This window comes from Bacillus sp. RO2 (genome assembly GCF_012911845.1).
Taxonomy (GTDB): domain Bacteria; phylum Bacillota; class Bacilli; order Bacillales; family Bacillaceae_I; genus Sutcliffiella_A.
This window is the reverse complement of record NZ_JAAXCU010000057.1, coordinates 130,636-150,739: the sequence shown is the minus strand read 5'-3', so window position 1 is coordinate 150,739 and position 20,104 is coordinate 130,636. Positions and strand designations below refer to the sequence as shown.

The following is a 20,104-nucleotide window of genomic DNA, read 5'->3' as shown; positions in this document are numbered from 1 at the left end:
TCAATTTAATTTGTTTAATTAAATTTGGGGCTGCCACATACCATTTCTTATCTATTAAATCCTCTGCACAATTTGGGCACCTCGACTGATCTTTTTCGTAGCTGCTATATGATTTGTTATTGCACCGGTTGCAAAACTTCATATACATATTAGAGATTTCCCCTTTTTATCTGAATTTTGATTAAAAGTATATAACATTTTGTTCTTTATAAAAAACGTTGAAATAGTTCAATATTTCTTAATAAAGAACTTATTTCGGCATATTCCTCTCATTTTCTCTCATTTACTAAATATTTTGTTTTTTTCAAAGAACAATTAGTACTATATAATGAACAACATACATAAAAATAAGGAGATTACGGATGATCGGAGAACGAATTAGGAAGCTAAGGAAGAGCAAAGGCTATTCACTCAGTGAGCTCGCTGAGAAAGCAGGAGTTTCAAAATCGTACTTAAGTTATTTAGAGCGTGACCTGCAGACCAATCCCTCACTACAATTTCTTCAAAAGATATCTATTAGTTTAGGGACAAACATAGAATACTTATTAGACGGTCGTTCAACGGAAAAAAAGTTGGAACAGACTAGGCTTGTTGTAGACGAGGAATGGAAAAAGCTAATTCAAAAGGCCATTAAGGAAGGCATGACAAAAGAGGATTTTGTCAACTATCGAAATTATCTTCAGTTCCAGAAGTGGCAATCATTTAATCGAAAAGATAGCAAGGAGGATGGCAGTAGTGGTTGAGTATATAGATTTGGATTTAGAGTGGGTTGAATTGATTTTGGAAGCAAAGGACCTTGGAATATCGGACGAGGAGATACGAAGGTTTTTTGAAGAGGCTAAACAAGAGAATGTTCTCACAAGCAGATAATTGCGAATAATTTTTTCTAGTAGCAAAAAACCACTTTCCAAATTTGGAAAGTGGTTTTATTTATTATGCGAAGTATGCAATGGACAGTGTCAGAATGAAGAATAATACAGAAAGAACAACTGTCGCACGGTGTAGAACAAGGTCTAGGCCGCGTGCTTTTTGTTTTCCGAAAAGTGTTTCTGCTCCACCGGAGATCGCTCCTGAAAGACCTGCACTTTTACCTGATTGAAGTAGTACTACTGTGATCAAAGAGATTGCTACGATAATAAGTAAAATAGTAAGAAATAACGTCATGTAAACTACACCTCCTGCGGAACGTACATATGTGATTATATTTAATGTACCACATTATGACAAGGTGGACAAGAGGAAATGAGAGGTAGACAATCCCTCTTAGCTACTGCTGTTTCTTTCCGCAAATAGCTTCGCTTTCCGCGGGACGGCGTTTGAGCCTCCTCACTTCGTTGCTGGGTCTCAACCTACCGTTACTCCCCCGCTTGAGTCTCCGCTAGTTGCTCCAATCCACAGCTAGAAAATTATATGAACCTAAAAAAGAACCCAACCGAAGTTGGGTCCTCATGTAGAAGAAATTACTTCTTCAAGTTATAGAAAGAACGTAGGCCGTCGTAGCGAGCAGTGTCACCAAGTTGGTCTTCGATGCGAAGAAGTTGGTTGTATTTCGCTACGCGGTCTGTACGGGATGGTGCACCTGTTTTGATTTGGCCAGCGTTTGTTGCTACTGCGATGTCAGCAATTGTGCTGTCTTCTGTTTCACCAGAACGGTGAGAGATTACTGCAGTGTAGCCTGCGCGTTTAGCCATTTCGATTGCTTCGAACGTTTCTGTAAGTGTACCAATTTGGTTCACTTTGATTAGGATGGAGTTACCGATTTTGCGCTCGATACCTTCAGCCAATTTCTTTGTGTTTGTTACGAATAGGTCGTCCCCTACTAATTGAACTTTGTTTCCAATGCGCTCAGTTAATAGTTTGAATCCTTCCCAGTCGTTCTCGTCTAGGCCGTCTTCGATAGAGATGATTGGGTACTTGTCCGCCATCTTCTCGTAGAAGTCCACCATTTCAGCAGAAGTGTAAACAACGCCTTCCCCTTTAAGGTGGTATTTGCCGTCTTCTTTGTTGTAGAACTCAGAAGCTGCAGCGTCCATAGCAAGCATAACTTGTTCGCCTGGTTTGTAACCTGCTTTTTCGATAGCTTCAATGATAGTTTGAAGCGCTTCTTCGTTAGATCCAAGGTTTGGAGCGAATCCACCTTCGTCACCTACAGCTGTGTTTAAGCCTTTAGCGCTTAGTACTGATTTAAGAGCGTGGAAGATTTCAGCGCCCATACGTAGAGCTTCTTTGAAGTTTTCCGCTCCAACAGGCATTACCATGAATTCTTGGATATCAACGTTGTTGTCCGCGTGCTCTCCACCGTTGATGATGTTCATCATTGGTACTGGAAGAGTCTTGGAGTTGAAACCACCAAGATGTTGGTATAAAGGAATTTGAAGGAAGTCAGCTGCTGCACGCGCTACTGCCATGGATACACCAAGGATTGCGTTAGCACCTAATTTTCCTTTGTTTTCTGTACCGTCAAGGTCGATTAATGCTTCGTCGATTGCTACTTGCTCAAGTACGTCGAAAAGACCTACTAGTTCAGGAGCGATGATTTCGTTCACGTTTTCTACTGCTTTTTGAACACCTTTTCCAAGGTAGCGGGACTTGTCGCCGTCGCGTAGTTCTACTGCTTCGTATTCACCTGTAGATGCTCCACTTGGTACTAGTGCGCGTCCGAAAGCTCCGGATTCAGTGTATACTTCTACTTCGATTGTTGGGTTACCACGGGAGTCAAGGACTTCGCGTGCGTAAACGTCAGAGATAATTGGCATGTTTGTAACTCTCCTTTTGAATTGAGATATTTTTTATTTTTTACTGCTTTAACACCGCTATAGATCTCCGTTTCAGGTGTTCGCTTTCCGCGGGACGGTGCTTGAGACTCCTCGGCTTCGCCTGTGGGGTGTCAAGCTACCGTTACTCCCCCGCTGGAGTCTCACACCCTACACTTCAATCTATAGCTAGAAATCAGCTATTACTTTTTAATTAAAGAACTTCCTGTCATTTCGGATGGTTTGTCTACCCCTAGTAAGTCTAGCACAGTTGGGGCTAGGTCACCAAGGATTCCGCCGTCGCGGAGTTCTACACCGTTCTTCGTTACGATGACTGGTACCGGGTTGGTTGTGTGGGCAGTCATTGGGTTGCCTTCTGTCGTTACGACTTCGTCAGCGTTCCCGTGGTCTGCCGTGATGATGGCAACACCGTCTTTTTCTAAAATGGCGTTGACTACCTTCCCTAGGCACTCATCTGTCACTTCCACAGCCTGGATTGTAGGCTCAAGCATTCCGGAATGCCCGACCATATCAGGGTTTGCGAAGTTAAGGATGATGGCATCGTGTTTATCTGCTGCTATTTCTGCTAAAAGTGCATCCGTTACTTCGTACGCACTCATTTCTGGTTTTAAGTCATAAGTTGCTACCTTTGGAGAATCAATTAGAATTCTTTCTTCTCCAGGATAAGCTTCCTCACGTCCACCGCTCATGAAGAACGTGACGTGCGGGTATTTTTCCGTCTCCGCAATACGAAGCTGGTTCAAGCCTTTTTGGGATAACACCTCGCCCAAAGTGTTGTCCATTCCTACTGGTTTGAATGCTACATATCCATCCACCGTTTCACTGAAGTGAGTTAAACAAACGAACTGAAGGTTGGTCGGATGTTTTGGCCCACGATCAAATGCGCGGAAGTCATTATTGGTGAATGTGTTAGAAATCTGAATGGCACGATCCGGACGGAAGTTATAGAAAATAACAGCGTCTTCGTCTTGAATGGTTGCAACAGGGCTGCCATCTTCTTTTGTCATAACAGATGGAATGACGAACTCGTCAAAGATTCCGTTGTTGTAGGAGTCATTGATACACTCCATTGCGTCGTTATAAGTAGGGCCTTCACCGTACACCATCGCACGGTAAGACTTCTCTACGCGATCCCAACGCTTGTCACGGTCCATGGAGTAATAGCGGCCAGAAATGGTTGCAATCTTGCCTACTCCAAGGTCTAGAAGCTGCTCGTTTAATTGCTCGATAAACTCTGGAGCAGATTTAGGAGCAACATCACGACCATCAAGGAAACCGTGAATATACACACGATCTAAGCCTTCTCTTTTCGCAAGCTTTAAGAGAGCGAAAAGGTGCTGGATGTGACTATGAACGCCTCCATCTGAAAGCAAACCGAACAAGTGAAGGTTGGTGCCTTTTTCTTTTGCATGCTTAATGGCGTTAAGGAACGTCTCATTTTCATAAAAGTCCCCTTCGCGGATCGCCACATTCACACGGGTCAAACTTTGGTACACAATTCGGCCGGCTCCGATGTTTAAATGGCCAACTTCAGAGTTACCCATTTGCCCTTCTGGAAGTCCTACCGCTTCCCCGCTTGCAGTTAACTGCGCGTGCGGGTATGTGCTCCAAAATTTATCAAAGTTAGGTTTGTTTGCTTGCGCCACCGCATTACCGGTTGTTTCCCCGCGCATCGCAAAACCGTCTAAGATGATTAGTGCTACTGGTTTTTTAGTCATTCTTACCTGCCTCCAAAAGCTGTAAGAAAGATTGGTGTTCAAGGCTTGCTCCGCCTACAAGTGCTCCATCGATATCAGATTGAGCCATGTAGTCTGCAATGTTTCCAGGTTTTACAGATCCGCCGTACTGAATACGTACTGCATCAGCTGCAGCTTGATCAAATTCAGAAGCGATGACGCTGCGGATGTGCGCACACACTTCGTTTGCATCTTCCGCTGTGGAAGATTTGCCAGTTCCGATCGCCCAGATTGGCTCGTATGCAACAACCGTAGTTTTAACTTGGTCAGAAGTTAAGCCTGTTAGAGCTTTCTTCACTTGGTTACCAACGATGTCGTTTGTTTTGCCAGACTCGCGCTCTTCTAAAGTTTCACCGCAGCATACGATCGGAGTTAATCCGTGTTTGAATGCTGCAAGAGTTTTCTTGTTAACCGTTTCGTCTGTTTCAGCAAACATTTCGCGGCGCTCGGAGTGACCTAGAACAACATAGGATACACCGATGTCTTTTAGGGCAACAGGGCTGACTTCGCCTGTGAATGCTCCGCTGTCTTCGAAGTGCATATTTTGGGCACCGATTTTAAGGTCGCGGCCTTCTGTGTTTGAAACAAGTCGCTCTAGGAAAAGAGCTGGTGCACATACTACTGCGTCGATTTTGTCGGCAGCAGGAACTAGTCCTTTTACTTCTTCTACGAAGCTTGTTGCTTCGGAAAGTGTTTTGTGCATTTTCCAGTTACCAGCAATAATTGGTTTACGCATGGTATCCATCCTTTCGGGGTTGGGGTAAATAAAGTTTCTGTATTACTCCGCTGTTGATTTCCGCAAATGGCTTCGCTTTCCTAGGGGCTGACGAGAGCCTCCTCGGCAAGCCTGCGGGGTCTCCACCTAGCGCTATCTCCCTTAGGAGTCTTCGCCTTTTGCTCCAATCAACAGCTAGAAACCTCATATTATTAATTACTTATCGTTCAGCGCTACTACTCCTGGAAGTTCTTTGCCTTCCATGAATTCTAGGGATGCGCCTCCACCAGTTGAGATATGGCTCATTTTGTCTGCGAGGTTGAATTTTTCAACAGCAGCTGCAGAGTCTCCTCCACCGATGACAGAGTATGTATCGGTAGCTTCTGCCAGGGCTTCACCTACTGCTTTTGTTCCGCCAGCAAATGCATCTAGTTCGAATACTCCCATTGGTCCATTCCAGATAACAAGCTTGGAGTTTTTGATTACATCCGCGTAGATTTCACGGGATTTAGGTCCGCAATCAAGGCCTTCCCAGTCGCTTGGAATTTCTTCAACAGGTACGATTTGTGTGTTTGCGTCGTTGGAGAAATCATCTGCTACAACAACATCCACAGGCATGTACATGTTCACACCTTTTTCTTTTGCTTGCTCCATGAAGGATTTAGCAAGGTCGATTTTATCTTCTTCAAGTAAGGATTTTCCTACATCGTAGCCTTTTGCCTTGATAAACGTGTAAGCAAGTCCACCACCGATGATCAAGTTGTCCACTTTGTTTAGAAGATTTTCAATTACACCGATTTTATCTTTAACCTTAGCTCCGCCGATGATTGCCGTGAATGGGCGCTCAGGGTTGGAAAGGGCTTTTCCTAGTACTTCTAATTCTTTTTCCATTAAGAGGCCTGCTACTGCCGGTAAGTGCTGGGCGATACCTTCTGTGGAAGCATGTGCACGGTGAGCTGCGCCGAATGCGTCATTTACATACACATCTGCAAGCTCAGCAAACGCCTTTGCAAGTTCTGGATCGTTTTTCTCTTCACCAGGGTAGAAACGAACGTTTTCTAGTAAAAGAACGTCTCCCTCGCTCATGTCGTTAACGATGGCCTTTACGGAATCTCCGTAAGCTTCATCCGCTTTTTTTACATCTTTTCCAAGAAGCTCTTGTAGACGAGCTGCAACTGCGTTTAAGCGAAGCTCTTCGACAACTTGCCCTTTTGGACGTCCTAAGTGGCTTGCAAGTAACACTTTCGCGCCGTTATCCACTAAGTGCTTGATTGTTGGTAATGCAGCACGGATACGTGTTTCGTCTGTTACTTGTCCGTCCTTCATCGGTACGTTAAAGTCCACACGGCAAAATACGCGTTTGCCTTTGACGTCGATGTCACGAATACTTTTCTTGTTCATTTTGAACGGCCTCCCTTGAAAGGAAATTTGTTTTGAAAACATGAAAAGAGGGAGGGGTGTGTTCCCCAATCCCCCTCTACTTCACATGTCTTATTATAGAATGCTGATAAGGTTTATCCAAGCAATATCTTTTTGCTATGAAAATTATAGTCCTTTAGCAGCGATATACTTCGCTAGGTCTACTACACGGTGAGAGTATCCGCTCTCGTTATCGTACCAAGAGATTACTTTTACCATGTTGCCTTCCATTACCATTGTAGATAATGCGTCGATTGTAGAAGACTCAGGGTTACCATTGTAGTCACCAGATACTAGTGGCTCTTCAGAGTAACCAAGAATTCCTTTTAATTCGCCTTCAGCCGCTGCTTTGAACGCTGCGTTTACTTCTTCAGCTGTTACGTCTTTGTCAAGCTCAGCTACAAGGTCAACTAGAGATACGTTTGGAGTTGGAACACGCATAGCTCCACCGTTCAATTTACCTTTTAGTTCAGGTAATACTAGAGATACTGCTTTTGCAGCTCCAGTAGTTGTAGGGATGATGTTCTCAGCTGCTGCACGCGCACGACGGTAGTCTTTGTGTGGCAAGTCTAAGATTTGTTGGTCATTTGTGTAAGAGTGAACAGTTGTCATCATTCCACGTTTGATACCGAACTTGTCGTTCAATACTTTCGCGAATGGCGCCAAGCAGTTAGTCGTACAAGATGCGTTAGAGATAACGTTGTGGTTAGCTGCATCGTACTTGTCTTCGTTAACACCCATTACGATTGTGATATCTTCGTCAGATGCAGGTGCAGAGATGATTACTTTCTTCGCTCCAGCTTCTAAGTGTTTCGCAGCGTCTGCACGCTTTGTGAAGAAACCAGTAGATTCTACTACTACTTCTACTCCAAGCTCACCCCAAGATAATTTCGCTGGGTCACGCTCAGCTGTAACTTTGATTGTTTTGCCGTCAACAACTAGGTTGTCTCCGTCAACTTTCACGTCAGCAGCTAATTTGCCGTGTACGCTGTCATATTTTAAAAGGTGTGCAAGCATGTTAGCATCTGTTAAATCGTTAACTGCTACTACTTCTACCTCAGAGTTTTTAAGTGCTGCGCGGAATACGTTACGTCCAATACGCCCAAATCCGTTAATACCAATCTTTACTGCCATGTTTATTTCCTCCTTAGTTTTTCTAAGAAATTTTTTATTTGGCTTCATTACTCCGCATTTGATTTCCGCAAAAGGCTTCGCTTTCCGCGGGCGGTCCGGGAGCCTCCTCGGCTTCGCCTGTGGGGTCTCCCATGTCCCTTCCTCCCGCAGGAGTCTACGCCTTTTGCTCCAATCAAATGCTGATAGTCACTTAGCCATTATAGAAGGGATGTTAGTCCCTAATTAACTCTTTTGCAGCTCCTTCATCCGTAATGAGGATGGTGTGGGGAGCTTTTTTTAGATACGCTTGAATCGCTTTTGCCTTTGAGGCACCGCCGGCTACTGCAATCACACATTCTATCTTTTCCAAATCTGCGAGTTGCATTCCAACTGTCTGAACTTTATGCACCACTTCTCCGGCTTCGTTGAAATAGTATCCGAAAGCTTCAGCTACCGCATGGCTTTGTTCGATCTTGCGCATGTTTTCCGGCGCTGTTTTACGGCGCTCTGCCATTGTTTTAGCGTCTCCAATTCCATGAATAACCATACTAGAATTTTTGATGAGGGAAATTACCTCTTTTATAGAAGGTTCTTCAATCATCGACTGGTAGGATTCATGACTCAGCGAATCTGGGATATGCAAGAGTCTGTAGTCGCCAGATGCCTTTTCTGCCATGGTGGCACAAATGGTGTTTGACTGGTTTTGGACCTTTTCCCCAAGACCGCCTCGAGCTGGGACAAACAACAGATTACGGTTTTTCGTGTCGGGCGCCATCATTTCCGCTACAGAGGAAACAGTCGTTCCACCGGCTACGGCAATGACGTTTTCGTCATGGAATCGTTCTCGCATTGCGGATACACATGCACGACCGAGTTCCTTTTTCACCCAAGGGGATTGGTCACTGTCACCCGGAACCACGACAACTTTTGTAATCCCTAACTTTTCTTCTATTCCCGCTTCTAGTTGCTTTAAACCGGAAACTTCTTTCATAACCTCTTCCAGGTCTTTAATGAGGTATTCCCCTTCTTTCGTCAATGTCATGCCGGCAACACTGACGTGAATCAGGTTCTGCGCTTTAAGGAAATCAACTTCTCCTCTTAGCACCCGCTCACTCAAACCTAGACTGCCTGACAAACTTCTTCTTCCAATTGGCTGCATTAACCTTATGTATCTCAGGATTTCGTATCGCTTCTGCATAATGGAAAGAAGATCAGGCAACAATTTCTTTTGTACTTCAATAATCTGTTTCATTATAGCTTCCCCTTCAGAGTGTGTATTTTACCTGATGGACAAAATATCATCTGTCTGCTGGACACAAAATGTCCCACTGTGACATATTATGTCCCAGTAGCGGTAAAAAAAATCACCCTTGCTACAAGTTGATTGTAACAAAGGTGAAACCCTTATGCAACTAGGGTTTAGCGGATTTTTTCAAGTAAACGCTTTCTTACTTCTTCTTTGTCCACTTGACCATAGGCAAGCATTTCTCCCTCATGCTCCACTACCGGAATCATCAACTGATATTTTTCTAGAAGCGTGTCATCTTTATAAATATCAAATTCTTTGATTGTAAAATTTATTTCGTGCTGCAACTCTTTTAATTTTGCTTTCGCTTTATCGCAAAGTGGGCAATCGACTTTTGTGTAAAATTGTACGTTCATTTTGCATCTGCCTTTCTAATCATACCGTTTTCTCATGGAAGATCCGGGGATGTTCAATATATCTCTATATTTTGCCACGGTTCTTCTGGAGATGGTTATATGATACTGCTTTTGCAGGATGTTTGTCAGCTGTTGATCCGATAAAGGCTTCTGTTTGTCTTCCTTTTTGATAAGTTCTTCCACCAACTGCTGCACCTGTTTGGTTGATTTCTCTTCATCATGTCTGCCAGAGAGGCTTTGACTGAAGAAATACTTCAATTCAAACAATCCATACGGCGTCTGAACATACTTTTCCTTTGTCGCCCGGCTAACCGTGGACTCATGGATTTCTAGCCTTGTGGAGATATCCTTTAATGTTAACGGTTTCAAAAATGATGGTCCATTTAGAAAGAAAGATTGCTGAGCTCGTAGGATTTCTTCCATCACTTTTACGAGTGTATGTTTGCGATGCTCCATAGATTTAACAATCCACTGGCATTGTTGCATCTTTTCTTGAAGGTAGGATTCCAGTTCATTTTTCCTTTTCAGGGCCGACTCATACTGCTTATTTATCTTAATTTGAGGGATGATTTCTTCGTTTAATGACACGATAAACTGATTTTGGTGTCTTTGGACGATTAAGTCCGGGGTTATATATTTGGGTTTTTCCATTGTTTCATACTTGTTTCCTGGTCGCGGGTTAAGTTTGACAATTTCGTCGTGTATCGTCTGTATTTCTTTTAGGTTGATCTCATATTTCTTTGCGAGTGTCTTCCACGCTTTTTCTGCAAAGAGGATGAAATCATTTTCTAAAATAGCTTCAGCCACTTCGTTTTGTGGTGATTTTCTTTTTAGTTGAAGCAGAAGGCATTCCTGTAAGTTGTTGGCCCCTATTCCGGCCGGTTCCAGCTGCTTAATGGTATTTAGAATTTTTGTGACGGTTTCTGTTGTTGTTTTTAGCTGTTCAGCAATTGCCATTGGCTCTTCTTGTATATAGCCATTCTCATCTATGTGTTCGATGATGCGCTTTGCACATTGTTTTTCTTCGGTTGTCATGGGAGTGTCCAGCAATTGTTGTTGAATATATTGATGTAACGTTTCTCCATGTTTACTGAAATTTTCAATGGAAAAGGTCTGTGTGGTGGTCGTTCCGATCTTCTTTGGTTTTAAGCGTTGCACTCGAGAAGAAGCAAGTTCCCTATGGACGGTGGGTTCCTTCAGATCCATAAGCGGGTTCTCGAGCGACTGCTCTTTCAGGAAATCGACCAGCTCCAATGTCGAATACTGCAACAATGTTATCGCCTGCTTCAACTCCTGCGTCATCGCAAGCCTCAACGACTGCTCCTGATACAAACCAACTGACTGCTTCATACATCCAACCCTCCTCCGGCCAAACTTAAATCCTGTCTCTACCTATATTCTACATGACTTTTGGGAACTTGTAAGCTTTTAAAATCTTCCTGTACATCACTTTTGGGGTCAGACCCCGGCAGGATTTTCTCCATTTATGTCGAAGGGTGCGCTTTAAGCTGACGGTGCTAGCTGATTATTCTATTTTATTATGGTGTTTGGGTTGTCATACTAATTTTCATGGGTAAGGTTTAAGTTTGGGGCAAGTTTTGAGTTGGGGATTTGCTTGTGATGTGTTTTATTTTCCGTTAGCACTAATATATTTTCCGTTCTGCTGTTTTATTTTCCGTTAGAGGTATTTTATTTTCCGTTATCCCATTTTTTGATCCAAAACTTATAAAATACTTTCCGTTCGCCCAAAACTGGTACGTAGAACAAAAGACATTCCTTCAAGAAACCGGAATGCCTTTTAAGCAAAATAAAAACCCAGTGTGCCGCCACTGGGTGAGTAGATAATATGAGATAACGGCGCTTGTCCGTTACAAGTAATACTATAGCATGTTTCAAGATTACGTTTCAAACGTAAGTTTTTCCAATTATCGTAGTTATGGCGCGCTCGGAGGGATTCGAACCCCCGCATGACGCGGTACCGGAAACCACCGCTCTATCCCCTGAGCTACGAGCGCACGCTGCAAATGGAACTTTACTAATATACCAAATTATACACCAATTGTCGAGAGTCGGGCAATAGGAAGTCGCATCACCATAGGAAATAACTTTTATAATAATGAGTTAAGTATTACAGTTTAAAGTTTAATCCCACCCCATACTGGATATGATTATTACATGGGGAAAAATGGGGGTATTTGCGATGGTTTTTATTTGACCATTCTTGACCTTGTATGTATGATAAAAGTACATAAAGATTTAGTAATACTTACTAATTGGTATAGGTTCGCTGAAGGTTTTCCCATTTTTACATAGGAGCCTATGTCGATTGAAAACTTAAATTTAAAGGAGGAAAAGTGAGATGAACTTAATTCCTACAGTTATTGAACAAACAAGTCGTGGGGAGCGCGCGTACGATATTTACTCCCGTCTATTAAAGGACCGTATCATCATGCTTGGAAGTGCAATTGATGACAATGTGGCTAACTCCATTGTGTCTCAGCTTCTATTCTTGGCAGCGGAAGATCCTGATAAAGATATTTCTCTTTATATCAACAGCCCAGGTGGTTCCATTACAGCTGGTATGGCTATCTACGATACAATGAACTTCATTAAGCCGAATGTCAGCACAATGTGTGTAGGTATGGCGGCTTCCATGGGAGCATTCTTGCTTGCAGCTGGAGCTAAAGGCAAGCGTTTCGCGCTACCTAACAGTGAAGTCATGATTCACCAACCACTTGGTGGAGCACAAGGTCAAGCAACGGAAATCGAGATTGCGGCTAAACGCATCTTGTTCCTACGCGAAAAATTGAACACGATTCTATCCGAGCAAACTGGCCAGCCAATCGAAGTAATCTCCCGCGACACAGACCGCGACAACTTCATGACTGCCGACCGTGCACTAGAATACGGACTAATCGACAAAGTAATTAGAAACAATAACTAATAGTTTTTAGCTGTTGATTGGAGCAAAATGCGAAGACTCCTTCGGGGGAGTAGCGGCATAGTTGAGACCCCGCAACGGAGTGAGGAGGCTCAAGGCCGCCCCGCGGAAAGCGAAGCAGTTTGCGTAAAGCAACAGCAAGTTTTAACAGACACATAAAACAAAACCGGGTTTCCCATCAAGGGGAGACCCGGTTTTTTAGTTCTCTTGTTGTACGTAATCTGCTAACGCAGCAATCGCATCCTCTTCATCATGACCATCAGCAATCAATGTGATTGTAGCACCCGTGCTGATAGCTAAGCTCATCAAGCCCATAATACTTTTCGCATTTACCTTTTTCCCGTCCTTTTCTAAGAAAACCTCACTTGAGAAGCGGTTGGCTTCTTGTACGAAAAGTGCTGCTGGGCGTGCTTGTAATCCAGTTTTTAAACGAACATCCACTTGTTTTTGTACCATTATTATTCCTCCTCTATCTAATGTATAGTTGCTGGTTGGAGTCAGCTCGAATCGAAGTGACTCTCTCCAGTCTTATTTAACAGATTCCCCTGCTCGTAGTTTATCGGCAATCTCATCTATTTTACGTAGTCGGTGATTGATACCGGATTTGCTGATCGTCCCGCTTGATACCATTTCTCCAAGTTCTTTCAACGTTACATCTTGGTAAGTGACGCGCAGTTCCGCAATTTCACGAAGCTTGTCAGGCAAAATACTAAGTCCGACCGTGCTATCGATAAAACGGATATTCTCTACCTGGCGGATCGCAGCACCAATTGTTTTATTGAGGTTGGCAGTTTCACAGTTCACAAGGCGATTAACCGAGTTACGCATATCACGCACAATCCGGATGTCCTCGAACTTCAGCAAAGCCTGATGGGCACCGATGATGCTTAAGAATTCAGCAATCTTTTCGGCCTCTTTCAGGTATGTGATATAGCCTTTTTTCCGCTCCAATGTTTTACTGTTTAAGTGAAACATATTCATCAGTTCACATAAAGATTCGTTATGTTCATGGTAGAGAGAAAAGATTTCAAGATGATAGGATGACGTTTCCGGATTATTCACTGAACCGCCTGCCAAAAAGGCACCTCGCAAATAAGATCGCTTGCAGCATTTTTTGCTGATCAGCTCTTCAGATATGTCACGAACGAAGGTGAAGCCATCCTTCAAGATTTTTAATTCATCCAAAATATAATGTGCTTGCTCGGCATACCGAACGATATAGACGTTATTCTTCTTTAATCTCATCTTCTTTCGTACAAGCAATTCGACACGCACATCATAAATCCTTTTTGTTAACGTATAGATTCTGCGGGCAATGGCGGCGTTTTCAGTTTGTATATCCAATATAAGTTTGCGATTGGAAAAGGACAGAGAACCGTTCATACGGATCAGCGCCGCAAGTTCCGCCTTGACGCAACAGTCTTTTGTTTCTATGGTCGTTAATTCTTTTTTCGTTTCAGAAGCGTAGGACATTGTTTTCACCTCCATTGTGAATTTACTAGGTGTATGCGAGGTGCTCAAGCATTATCCCCTTACATCCAGTAATGCATCCGTTTGCATCTAGTTTTCGTCCAGTTTTATCATGGAGTACAATAATGCCGCTACTTTTTGGGTGTCATGACGAATCACTCCATCTTCGTATCGGATGATTTTATCATGAACTATTTCAAGTCCCAAATTAGATAAAGCAGCAATATCATACACTACAGGTGTTGCAAGTTCTTTTTTATAGCGAATGGCGATATCTTCAGGAATATCTTCTTCATTAACAAGAATGGTATCCATAAAACGGCAACCCAAATGATCATAGAGCGCCTTAACATGATCACTTGCCGTATATTCAAGCGTTTCACCAGCTTGCGTCATAACATTGCATATATACACTTTTTTGGCGTGTGCGTTACACACAGCCTCTCCTATCTTCGGGACAAGCAGATTCGGCAAAATACTTGTGTAGAGACTTCCCGGTCCGACAATGATTAGATCTGCTTTTTCTATTTCGTCCACTGATTCCTGCAAAGGCTCCACTTTATCGGGGGTAAGGAACACCCGCTTTATTTTCTGCCCATTGGCCGGAATCTTGGATTCTCCTGTAACAATGGATCCGTCTTCCATTTCCGCATGTAAAATAACACTTTGGTTGGCGGCAGGCAGAACTTTCCCTCGAACATTCAACACCTTACTCATCTCGCGGATGGCATGGACAAAGTCACCTGTGATGGTAGTCATTGCTGCAAGCAAGAGGTTTCCTAGCGAGTGTCCTGAAAGCCCGTTACCTGTTGCAAAGCGGTGCTGGAAGAGATCTTCAATCAAAGGCTCCACATCCGATAAGGCGGCGAGCACGTTCCGGACATCTCCAGGAGGTGGAATGTGCAGTTCATCACGCAATCTCCCCGAGCTTCCTCCATCGTCGGCAACTGTGACCACTGCAGTAATATCCACATCATAGTGCTTGAGGCCCCTGAGTAAAACAGGCAGCCCAGTTCCCCCACCTATGATGACAATCTTAGGTACTTTTTGACGTCTCATCAGTGTTTACCCTTTCGTTTCTCAATATCTCGGTGTGTTAGGAGTGTATCATACTCATCCTTGAAATGCTTAGCAAAATACTCTGCCAAGGTCACAGAACGGTGTTGCCCTCCTGTACACCCGATTGCAAGGACTAACTGACTCTTCCCTTCTCGCTTGTAGTAAGGCAGCATAAAGGTCAACAAATCCGTAAGCTTTTCTACAAATTTCTGCGTTTCCGACCACTTCAACACATAGGAAGAAACCTCTTCATCAAGCCCTGTCATCGGTCTCATATGGTCAATGTAATGGGGATTTGGTAAGAAGCGTACATCAAACACAAGATCTGCATCTATAGGAAGTCCATATTTAAAACCGAAGGAAACGACATTCAATTTAAAAGTTTGTTTGGAGTGTGTGGCAAATTGTTTGAGGATTTTCTCTCTAAGTTCACGTGGCTTTAAGTTGGAAGTGTCCAAAATCAGTTGGGCACGGCCCTTTAACTCTTCTAACAACTCGCGCTCATGTTCGATTCCTTCAAGCGGCAGACCTGATTTAGCCAATGGATGCGCTCTTCTTGTCTCTTTATAACGTGTCACAAGAACAGAATCCTTCGCATCAAGGAATAAGATTTGAGGCGTTACCCAAGACAATTCAGAAATATCATCCAGCGCTTCAAACAGACTGTCAAAAAACTCACGTCCGCGTAAATCCATTACTAATGCCACTTTATTCATTTTATTACCCGACTCTTCCATCAGCTCCAAAAATTTTGGAAGCAAAGTCGGCGGCAGATTATCAACACAGAAAAAACCCAGATCCTCTAAAGCTTGAATGGCCACTGTTTTTCCTGCTCCACTCATACCAGTGATAATGACTAATTCTACATCACTGCTCGTACCTGTACTCATGTTTCTTCCACTCCCTTTTTTGTCTAATCAGTTTGGATCAAGGCGGTAGGACAACAGTTCAAAGTCCGGCGTATAAGTAAACGTCCCGAAAATCATGCCAGATCCTTTTATAAGGTAATCGAGAATATGGAAATCGCCAGGTGCCATCGGAAGTTTGGCGATGTCTTCCTGCTTATGCCACTCAATTATCCCTTCTTCTGATTCCTTTACATTCTGTCCGTCGTATTCCGTTGCAAGGAATGTGAACATCATCCATTCAGAAACAATATCCTTGCCTTCTTTTATTACAAATGTAAAAACACCCTTCAGGGCAGGATTTTTTAAGTAAATGCCAGTTTCTTCACGATATTCGCGCACTACGGAATCCTTCACTGATTCACCGTGCTCCATTTTTCCACCAGGTGCAACCCACCATCCACGACGCGGCTTTTGCAATAGTAGCACTTGGTCATCTTTCACTAGCACACAATTTGTTACTCTTTGCATGGTTACAACCCCTTTTGAGCTTGGCTAATTGTGTTTTTTCTATCCCTTAAGCTATTTGCGGAAAGCAACAGCTGCGTAAAAAATAAAACTAGCCAAGTGTATCATTTTTTATTTTACAGCAAAAGTATTGATTAAGACACAGTAAAGTTCTACAAATTAGCAAACTGTGTGTCAGGATTTCTTACAGGTATCGATTCCAGCTTCCGGTTCGAATCGTGTAAACGCTTTATTTTTTAAGTATATCATAGCTTTGTTGGATAGAGTAAACAAGGTGTAATGTGCGTAGGGGTGTGAGGGGACCTTATTACGGAGTTAATTTCTATAGGACTTTTACGCTTGGAGATCACTTACTTCAGGCGTATAGAACGCTTCTATTTGACCTTTCTTCTTGAAAACCACTTGCTTCGGGCGTATAGAACGCTTCTATTTTACCTTTCTGCTTGAAAACCACTTGCTTCAGGCGTATAGAACGCTTCTATTTGACCTTTCTGCTTGAAAACCACTTGCTTCGGGCTAATAAATCGCTCATATTTGACCTTTCTTCTTGAGAATCATTCACTTGGGGCTTATAGAAATAACCGTCGTCAGACTCAAGAAAAATAGACATAAAAAAAGGACACGGGAAAAAGGGAACCCGTGTCATCCACTATATTTATAAAAGGGGGTCAATTACTATTTATATAATAACCGATTATTGTTTCAAAGCTGTTACAGATGCGTTAAGGCGCAATTACGTTTTGATTAAAGGGAGATTTCGACATGCTCTTTTATAGTTCGACATACCTAGCACCCCAAACCTTTAGCCCATTATTTCGCTGCGTTTGCCTTAAGTTCTTCAACTAACTCTTCTACATAATGTTGTGCACTTTGAGCCGCGATGCTTCCGTCACCTGTTGCCGTAACAATTTGGCGTAAAGTTTTCTCACGGATATCCCCCGCAGCGAAAATACCAGGGATTTTCGTTTCCATGCGCTCATTTGTTTCAATGTAACCCATGTCGTTTGTGATCCCAAGGTTCAAGAACGGTTTTGTCAGAGGAAGCATACCTACATAGATGAAGACACCATCTGTTTGGAATTCTTGCTCTTCGCCATCTTTCGTGCTGACAAGTGTCACACTGCCAACCTTGCCATCTTTTTCGTTAATTTCTTTGATAGTATGATTCCAGATGAAGTCAATTTTGTCGTTATCGAAAGCACGTTGCTGAAGGATTTTTTGTGCGCGAAGCTCATCACGACGGTGAACAATCGTCACTTTGGATGCAAAGCGAGTGAGGTACACACCCTCTTCTACAGCAGAGTCTCCTCCACCTACAACTACTAATTCTTTATTTTTGAAAAACGCGCCGTCACATACTGCACAGTAGGAAACCCCGCGTCCGCCAAGCTCTTTCTCTCCAGGCGCACCGATCTTTTTGTATTCCGCACCACTTGAAATAATGACCGTACGACCTTTGTAAGATTTGCTTCCAGCGTTCACTGTTTTATACTCTTTTCCATCGATTACTTCTTTTACGTCACCATATGCATATTCAGCACCGAATTTCTTCGCATGCTCGAACATTTTCGTTGATAGCTCAGGTCCAAGGATATGGTCGAAACCAGGGTAGTTTTCTACTTCCTCTGTGTTCGCCATCTGCCCGCCAGGCATCCCGCGCTCGATCATCAATGTGCTTAAATTCGCACGAGATGTGTATACCGCAGATGTCATTCCCGCAGGTCCAGCTCCTATAATAATCACATCATAAATTTTTTCTTCTGTCATGTTGCCCACTCCTTTAACTCATTTGTTGCATTTTATGATAACCCTATTTTCATCCGATTTTAGATATATATTTACAGAATACCTTTAAAAGTATTCCCAGTTACTATCCTATATAACAGGGTGGTTGTCCGTCCAATTTTTTGCTCATGGGGAGTTTGGTCGAGCTCTTTTGACTTTTCGAAAGCTATGAGGACAATGTATTCATGATTTCTTAGGGGCTGGGATTCATAGACACTGAATGAGGACAATGTTTCCTCTTTTTCACCTGTTGAGGGCTTCATTGACACCCTATGAGGACAATGTTCCCTCTTTTTCTTCGGCTCAGGGCTTCATTGACACACTATGAGGACAATGTTCCCTCTTTTTCTTCGGCTCAGGGCTTCATTGGCACCCTATGAGGACAATGTTTCCCCTTTTTCTGCAGCTCAGGGCTTCATTGGCACCCTATGAGGACAATGTTCCCCCTTTTTCTTCGGCTCAGGGCTTCATTGACACCCTATGAGGACAATGTTTCCTCTTTTTCTGCGGCTCAGGGGTTCATAGAACCATCATACCTTTTCTTCCATAATTAAAATTTAAACACACAAAAAAACCGAGCATCATCCCAGCCCGGTTTTTAAGAAAGTAGATCTTCTACCTTTTTAATATATTTTCTTAGCGTGCTTGTGGAAACCTCATATCTTTCCACTAACTCTTTCTGGGTCACAGCGTATCCGTTTCCTTTGCTCCAGACGTAGGCGAATGCTGCTGCCCATGCTGGTGCGTTCGTAAAAGTGACAGCTTGTTTTAATGCTCGAGCATATAAATCAAACCATTCTTTTACAATCATATCTACTTGGTTTGTATTTAATAGTGATGCAATTTCATACCCATTCACGACATTTATTGGCACATCTCTACGTTTCAATAAAGCAAACATGGCAAATTCACGGACCGTCGACGTGACGAAGGATTGTTCGAGTACATTTTTGACTGTAGTCTTGCTAGAAGTACTTGATTGGAAAATATGAAAAAGCTGCTCCGCTTCTTCTTCCTCAACCGTTTTATCTTCCATTTGATTCCAAGGCTCCGTTCCGGCCTTTTCAGGATTCATTTCAAGGACTTTTGACCACGACTGCTCCGCAACTGTAAAGCGTTCCGTTTGATATGCTGCATTCGCAAGCCAGAAATAAAACGTTGCATCACCTTGAAAACCGTTTTTCTGTAAAGAACGTAACCACTTGTAGGACAATTCGTGTCGACCAATCAACCCGAAAGTCGCTCCAAGCTTATAACGGTGTTCCACCAAAATAGGTGTCACTTTTTCAAGTCGGTTTGCTAGCTTGTTCATTTCCTTCACATTATTTTCATAATGGAAAAAGACAAGCAAGTTACAAAGCGCATGCAAGTTTCCTGGGTTCTTTTCCAGCACTTCCTCCAGAACTTCCCGAGCTTCTACTAAGTTCCCTTTATAGAAGTAGGCTAAAGCCAGATTATTATACGCCGACCAGAATTGGGGATACTCTTCAATAATTTGTTCGAGAAGCTCCAATGCTTCATCAAGTTCCCCTTTTTCAAGCAGGCCTCTTGCATTCTCCTGCATGACAATGAGGTGGTCCTGACCATCCACATAATCTTCCGCTTCATCTACCTCGATTTCCAAAAGATCAATCAAATCCTCGGTATCCTCTACAAATTCTCCGTCTGGCTCCATCGTTAAATATTCCTCAGCATGCTTTCTTGCCTCCTGAAACAATCCCAAGTAGGCATAGTTGTTAGCTAAGAAATAATGACAATCATGCATGTCCGGTGCCAAATCTTCTATAATATCTTCTAAAAGTTCATTAGAACGCTGATAGTCTCCAAGCTCAGTAAGGACAATCGCCAGCTGACACATGATAGATGCATCACTTGGCTTCATTGCCTCGGCACGTTGGAGCCATTTTCTTGCCTTATATAAATCCCGCTTCCGATAAGCACGGATTCCCTTTTGAAAAAAATAATCGCCATTCTGCGCAAATGGGATGATCTTCGCAACTTGTTTCACATTCGGATTTTTTCCCATTATAGCCTCCATACAAACTTACTTACCGTTC

The 20,104-nt window shown here is 43.0% G+C and carries 19 protein-coding genes and 1 tRNA gene; 3 read left to right on the top strand and 17 right to left on the bottom strand.

Going from position 1 to position 20,104, the window contains the following annotated elements:
- The first annotated feature begins 362 nt into the window (after nt 1-362).
- The gene (locus HF078_RS19565; RefSeq protein ID WP_169292653.1) at nt 363-743 is read left to right on the top strand and encodes a helix-turn-helix domain-containing protein; all 381 of its coding nucleotides are present in this window, start codon (nt 363-365) and stop codon (nt 741-743) included.
- On the top strand, nt 727-870 hold the full coding sequence (locus HF078_RS19560) for an anti-repressor SinI family protein (protein WP_169292652.1): 144 nt from the start codon (nt 727-729) through the stop codon (nt 868-870). The genes HF078_RS19565 and HF078_RS19560 overlap by 17 nt, the downstream gene beginning before the upstream one ends.
- Nucleotides 871-933: 63 nt before the next feature.
- Here the strand turns inward: HF078_RS19560 and secG are convergent, their stop codons facing one another.
- The 10 genes from secG to HF078_RS19510 all read right to left on the bottom strand — a co-directional run bounded on the left by secG (nt 934) and on the right by HF078_RS19510 (nt 11,434).
- Nucleotides 934-1,164 (bottom strand): preprotein translocase subunit SecG, encoded by a 231-nt coding sequence (gene secG / locus HF078_RS19555; protein WP_060665413.1) that lies wholly within the window; start codon nt 1,162-1,164, stop codon nt 934-936.
- A 296-nt stretch (nt 1,165-1,460) separates the two neighbouring features.
- Entirely contained in the window at nt 1,461-2,756 is a 1,296-nt protein-coding gene (eno, locus tag HF078_RS19550) for a phosphopyruvate hydratase (protein WP_060665412.1), read from the bottom strand.
- Nucleotides 2,757-2,956: 200 nt separating this feature from the next.
- Entirely contained in the window at nt 2,957-4,492 is a 1,536-nt protein-coding gene (gene gpmI / locus HF078_RS19545) for a 2,3-bisphosphoglycerate-independent phosphoglycerate mutase (protein WP_169292651.1), read from the bottom strand.
- Nucleotides 4,485-5,246 carry a triose-phosphate isomerase gene (gene tpiA / locus HF078_RS19540; RefSeq protein ID WP_168862694.1) on the bottom strand — a complete coding sequence of 254 codons (762 nt, stop codon included), beginning with the start codon at nt 5,244-5,246 and terminating at the stop codon, nt 4,485-4,487. The genes gpmI and tpiA overlap by 8 nt, the downstream gene beginning before the upstream one ends.
- Before the next feature lie 195 nt (nt 5,247-5,441).
- The gene (locus tag HF078_RS19535; RefSeq protein ID WP_060665409.1) at nt 5,442-6,626 is read right to left on the bottom strand and encodes a phosphoglycerate kinase; all 1,185 of its coding nucleotides are present in this window, start codon (nt 6,624-6,626) and stop codon (nt 5,442-5,444) included.
- A gap of 144 nt (nt 6,627-6,770) precedes the next feature.
- On the bottom strand, nt 6,771-7,778 hold the full coding sequence (gap, locus tag HF078_RS19530) for a type I glyceraldehyde-3-phosphate dehydrogenase (RefSeq protein WP_168862693.1): 1,008 nt from the start codon (nt 7,776-7,778) through the stop codon (nt 6,771-6,773).
- A gap of 211 nt (nt 7,779-7,989) precedes the next feature.
- Nucleotides 7,990-9,009, bottom strand: a complete 1,020-nt coding sequence (locus tag HF078_RS19525; protein WP_169292650.1) for a sugar-binding transcriptional regulator — start codon at nt 9,007-9,009, stop codon at nt 7,990-7,992.
- A 167-nt stretch (nt 9,010-9,176) separates the two neighbouring features.
- Entirely contained in the window at nt 9,177-9,419 is a 243-nt protein-coding gene (locus tag HF078_RS19520; protein WP_169292649.1) for a glutaredoxin family protein, read from the bottom strand.
- 15 nt (nt 9,420-9,434) lie between these two features.
- On the bottom strand, nt 9,435-10,769 hold the full coding sequence (gene rpoN / locus HF078_RS19515; RefSeq protein ID WP_169292648.1) for an RNA polymerase factor sigma-54: 1,335 nt from the start codon (nt 10,767-10,769) through the stop codon (nt 9,435-9,437).
- A gap of 587 nt (nt 10,770-11,356) precedes the next feature.
- Nucleotides 11,357-11,434, bottom strand: a tRNA-Arg gene (locus tag HF078_RS19510).
- Nucleotides 11,435-11,778: 344 nt separating this feature from the next.
- On the opposite strand from HF078_RS19510, the gene clpP reads away from it, so the two are divergent.
- Complete coding sequence (clpP, locus tag HF078_RS19505) at nt 11,779-12,363, top strand: ATP-dependent Clp endopeptidase proteolytic subunit ClpP (RefSeq protein ID WP_060665404.1); 585 nt, start codon at nt 11,779-11,781, stop codon at nt 12,361-12,363.
- A 195-nt stretch (nt 12,364-12,558) separates the two neighbouring features.
- On the opposite strand, the gene HF078_RS19500 is transcribed toward clpP, so the two are convergent.
- From HF078_RS19500 to HF078_RS19470, 7 genes are all read right to left on the bottom strand, one after another.
- Complete coding sequence (locus HF078_RS19500; protein WP_060665403.1) at nt 12,559-12,816, bottom strand: HPr family phosphocarrier protein; 258 nt, start codon at nt 12,814-12,816, stop codon at nt 12,559-12,561.
- Between the two features lie 72 nt (nt 12,817-12,888).
- A complete protein-coding gene (gene whiA / locus HF078_RS19495; RefSeq protein ID WP_060665402.1) occupies nt 12,889-13,833 on the bottom strand; it encodes a DNA-binding protein WhiA in 945 nt (314 codons plus the stop codon).
- 87 nt (nt 13,834-13,920) lie between these two features.
- Complete coding sequence (locus tag HF078_RS19490) at nt 13,921-14,889, bottom strand: gluconeogenesis factor YvcK family protein (protein WP_148989073.1); 969 nt, start codon at nt 14,887-14,889, stop codon at nt 13,921-13,923.
- A complete protein-coding gene (gene rapZ, locus HF078_RS19485) occupies nt 14,889-15,779 on the bottom strand; it encodes an RNase adapter RapZ (RefSeq protein WP_169292647.1) in 891 nt (296 codons plus the stop codon). The genes HF078_RS19490 and rapZ overlap by 1 nt, the downstream gene beginning before the upstream one ends.
- Nucleotides 15,780-15,806: 27 nt before the next feature.
- Nucleotides 15,807-16,265 carry an 8-oxo-dGTP diphosphatase gene (locus HF078_RS19480; protein WP_060665399.1) on the bottom strand — a complete coding sequence of 153 codons (459 nt, stop codon included), beginning with the start codon at nt 16,263-16,265 and terminating at the stop codon, nt 15,807-15,809.
- Nucleotides 16,266-17,072: 807 nt separating this feature from the next.
- A complete protein-coding gene (gene trxB, locus HF078_RS19475) occupies nt 17,073-18,029 on the bottom strand; it encodes a thioredoxin-disulfide reductase (RefSeq protein WP_169292646.1) in 957 nt (318 codons plus the stop codon).
- Between the two features lie 616 nt (nt 18,030-18,645).
- Nucleotides 18,646-20,073, bottom strand: coding sequence for a tetratricopeptide repeat protein (locus tag HF078_RS19470; RefSeq protein ID WP_169292645.1), 1,428 nt, complete (start codon nt 20,071-20,073; stop codon nt 18,646-18,648).
- Between the last annotated feature and the right edge of the window lie 31 nt (nt 20,074-20,104).

What these genes read in the sequence shown, in the direction of transcription:
- gap (WP_168862693.1), bottom strand. Translation starts at nt 7,778, where the DNA reads ATGGCAGTAAAGATTGGTATTAACGGATTTGGGCGTATTGGACGTAAC.
- HF078_RS19520 (WP_169292649.1), bottom strand. Translation starts at nt 9,419, where the DNA reads ATGAACGTACAATTTTACACAAAAGTCGATTGCCCACTTTGCGATAAA.
- clpP (WP_060665404.1), top strand. Translation starts at nt 11,779, where the DNA reads ATGAACTTAATTCCTACAGTTATTGAACAAACAAGTCGTGGGGAGCGC.
- HF078_RS19565 (WP_169292653.1), top strand. Translation starts at nt 363, where the DNA reads ATGATCGGAGAACGAATTAGGAAGCTAAGGAAGAGCAAAGGCTATTCA.
- rapZ (WP_169292647.1), bottom strand. Translation starts at nt 15,779, where the DNA reads ATGAGTACAGGTACGAGCAGTGATGTAGAATTAGTCATTATCACTGGT.
- HF078_RS19480 (WP_060665399.1), bottom strand. Translation starts at nt 16,265, where the DNA reads ATGCAAAGAGTAACAAATTGTGTGCTAGTGAAAGATGACCAAGTGCTA.
- rpoN (WP_169292648.1), bottom strand. Translation starts at nt 10,769, where the DNA reads ATGAAGCAGTCAGTTGGTTTGTATCAGGAGCAGTCGTTGAGGCTTGCG.
- tpiA (WP_168862694.1), bottom strand. Translation starts at nt 5,246, where the DNA reads ATGCGTAAACCAATTATTGCTGGTAACTGGAAAATGCACAAAACACTT.
- whiA (WP_060665402.1), bottom strand. Translation starts at nt 13,833, where the DNA reads ATGTCCTACGCTTCTGAAACGAAAAAAGAATTAACGACCATAGAAACA.
- HF078_RS19490 (WP_148989073.1), bottom strand. Translation starts at nt 14,889, where the DNA reads ATGAGACGTCAAAAAGTACCTAAGATTGTCATCATAGGTGGGGGAACT.
- HF078_RS19525 (WP_169292650.1), bottom strand. Translation starts at nt 9,009, where the DNA reads ATGAAACAGATTATTGAAGTACAAAAGAAATTGTTGCCTGATCTTCTT.
- HF078_RS19535 (WP_060665409.1), bottom strand. Translation starts at nt 6,626, where the DNA reads ATGAACAAGAAAAGTATTCGTGACATCGACGTCAAAGGCAAACGCGTA.
- HF078_RS19500 (WP_060665403.1), bottom strand. Translation starts at nt 12,816, where the DNA reads ATGGTACAAAAACAAGTGGATGTTCGTTTAAAAACTGGATTACAAGCA.
- secG (WP_060665413.1), bottom strand. Translation starts at nt 1,164, where the DNA reads ATGACGTTATTTCTTACTATTTTACTTATTATCGTAGCAATCTCTTTG.
- gpmI (WP_169292651.1), bottom strand. Translation starts at nt 4,492, where the DNA reads ATGACTAAAAAACCAGTAGCACTAATCATCTTAGACGGTTTTGCGATG.
- trxB (WP_169292646.1), bottom strand. Translation starts at nt 18,029, where the DNA reads ATGACAGAAGAAAAAATTTATGATGTGATTATTATAGGAGCTGGACCT.
- HF078_RS19470 (WP_169292645.1), bottom strand. Translation starts at nt 20,073, where the DNA reads ATGGGAAAAAATCCGAATGTGAAACAAGTTGCGAAGATCATCCCATTT.
- HF078_RS19560 (WP_169292652.1), top strand. Translation starts at nt 727, where the DNA reads ATGGCAGTAGTGGTTGAGTATATAGATTTGGATTTAGAGTGGGTTGAA.
- eno (WP_060665412.1), bottom strand. Translation starts at nt 2,756, where the DNA reads ATGCCAATTATCTCTGACGTTTACGCACGCGAAGTCCTTGACTCCCGT.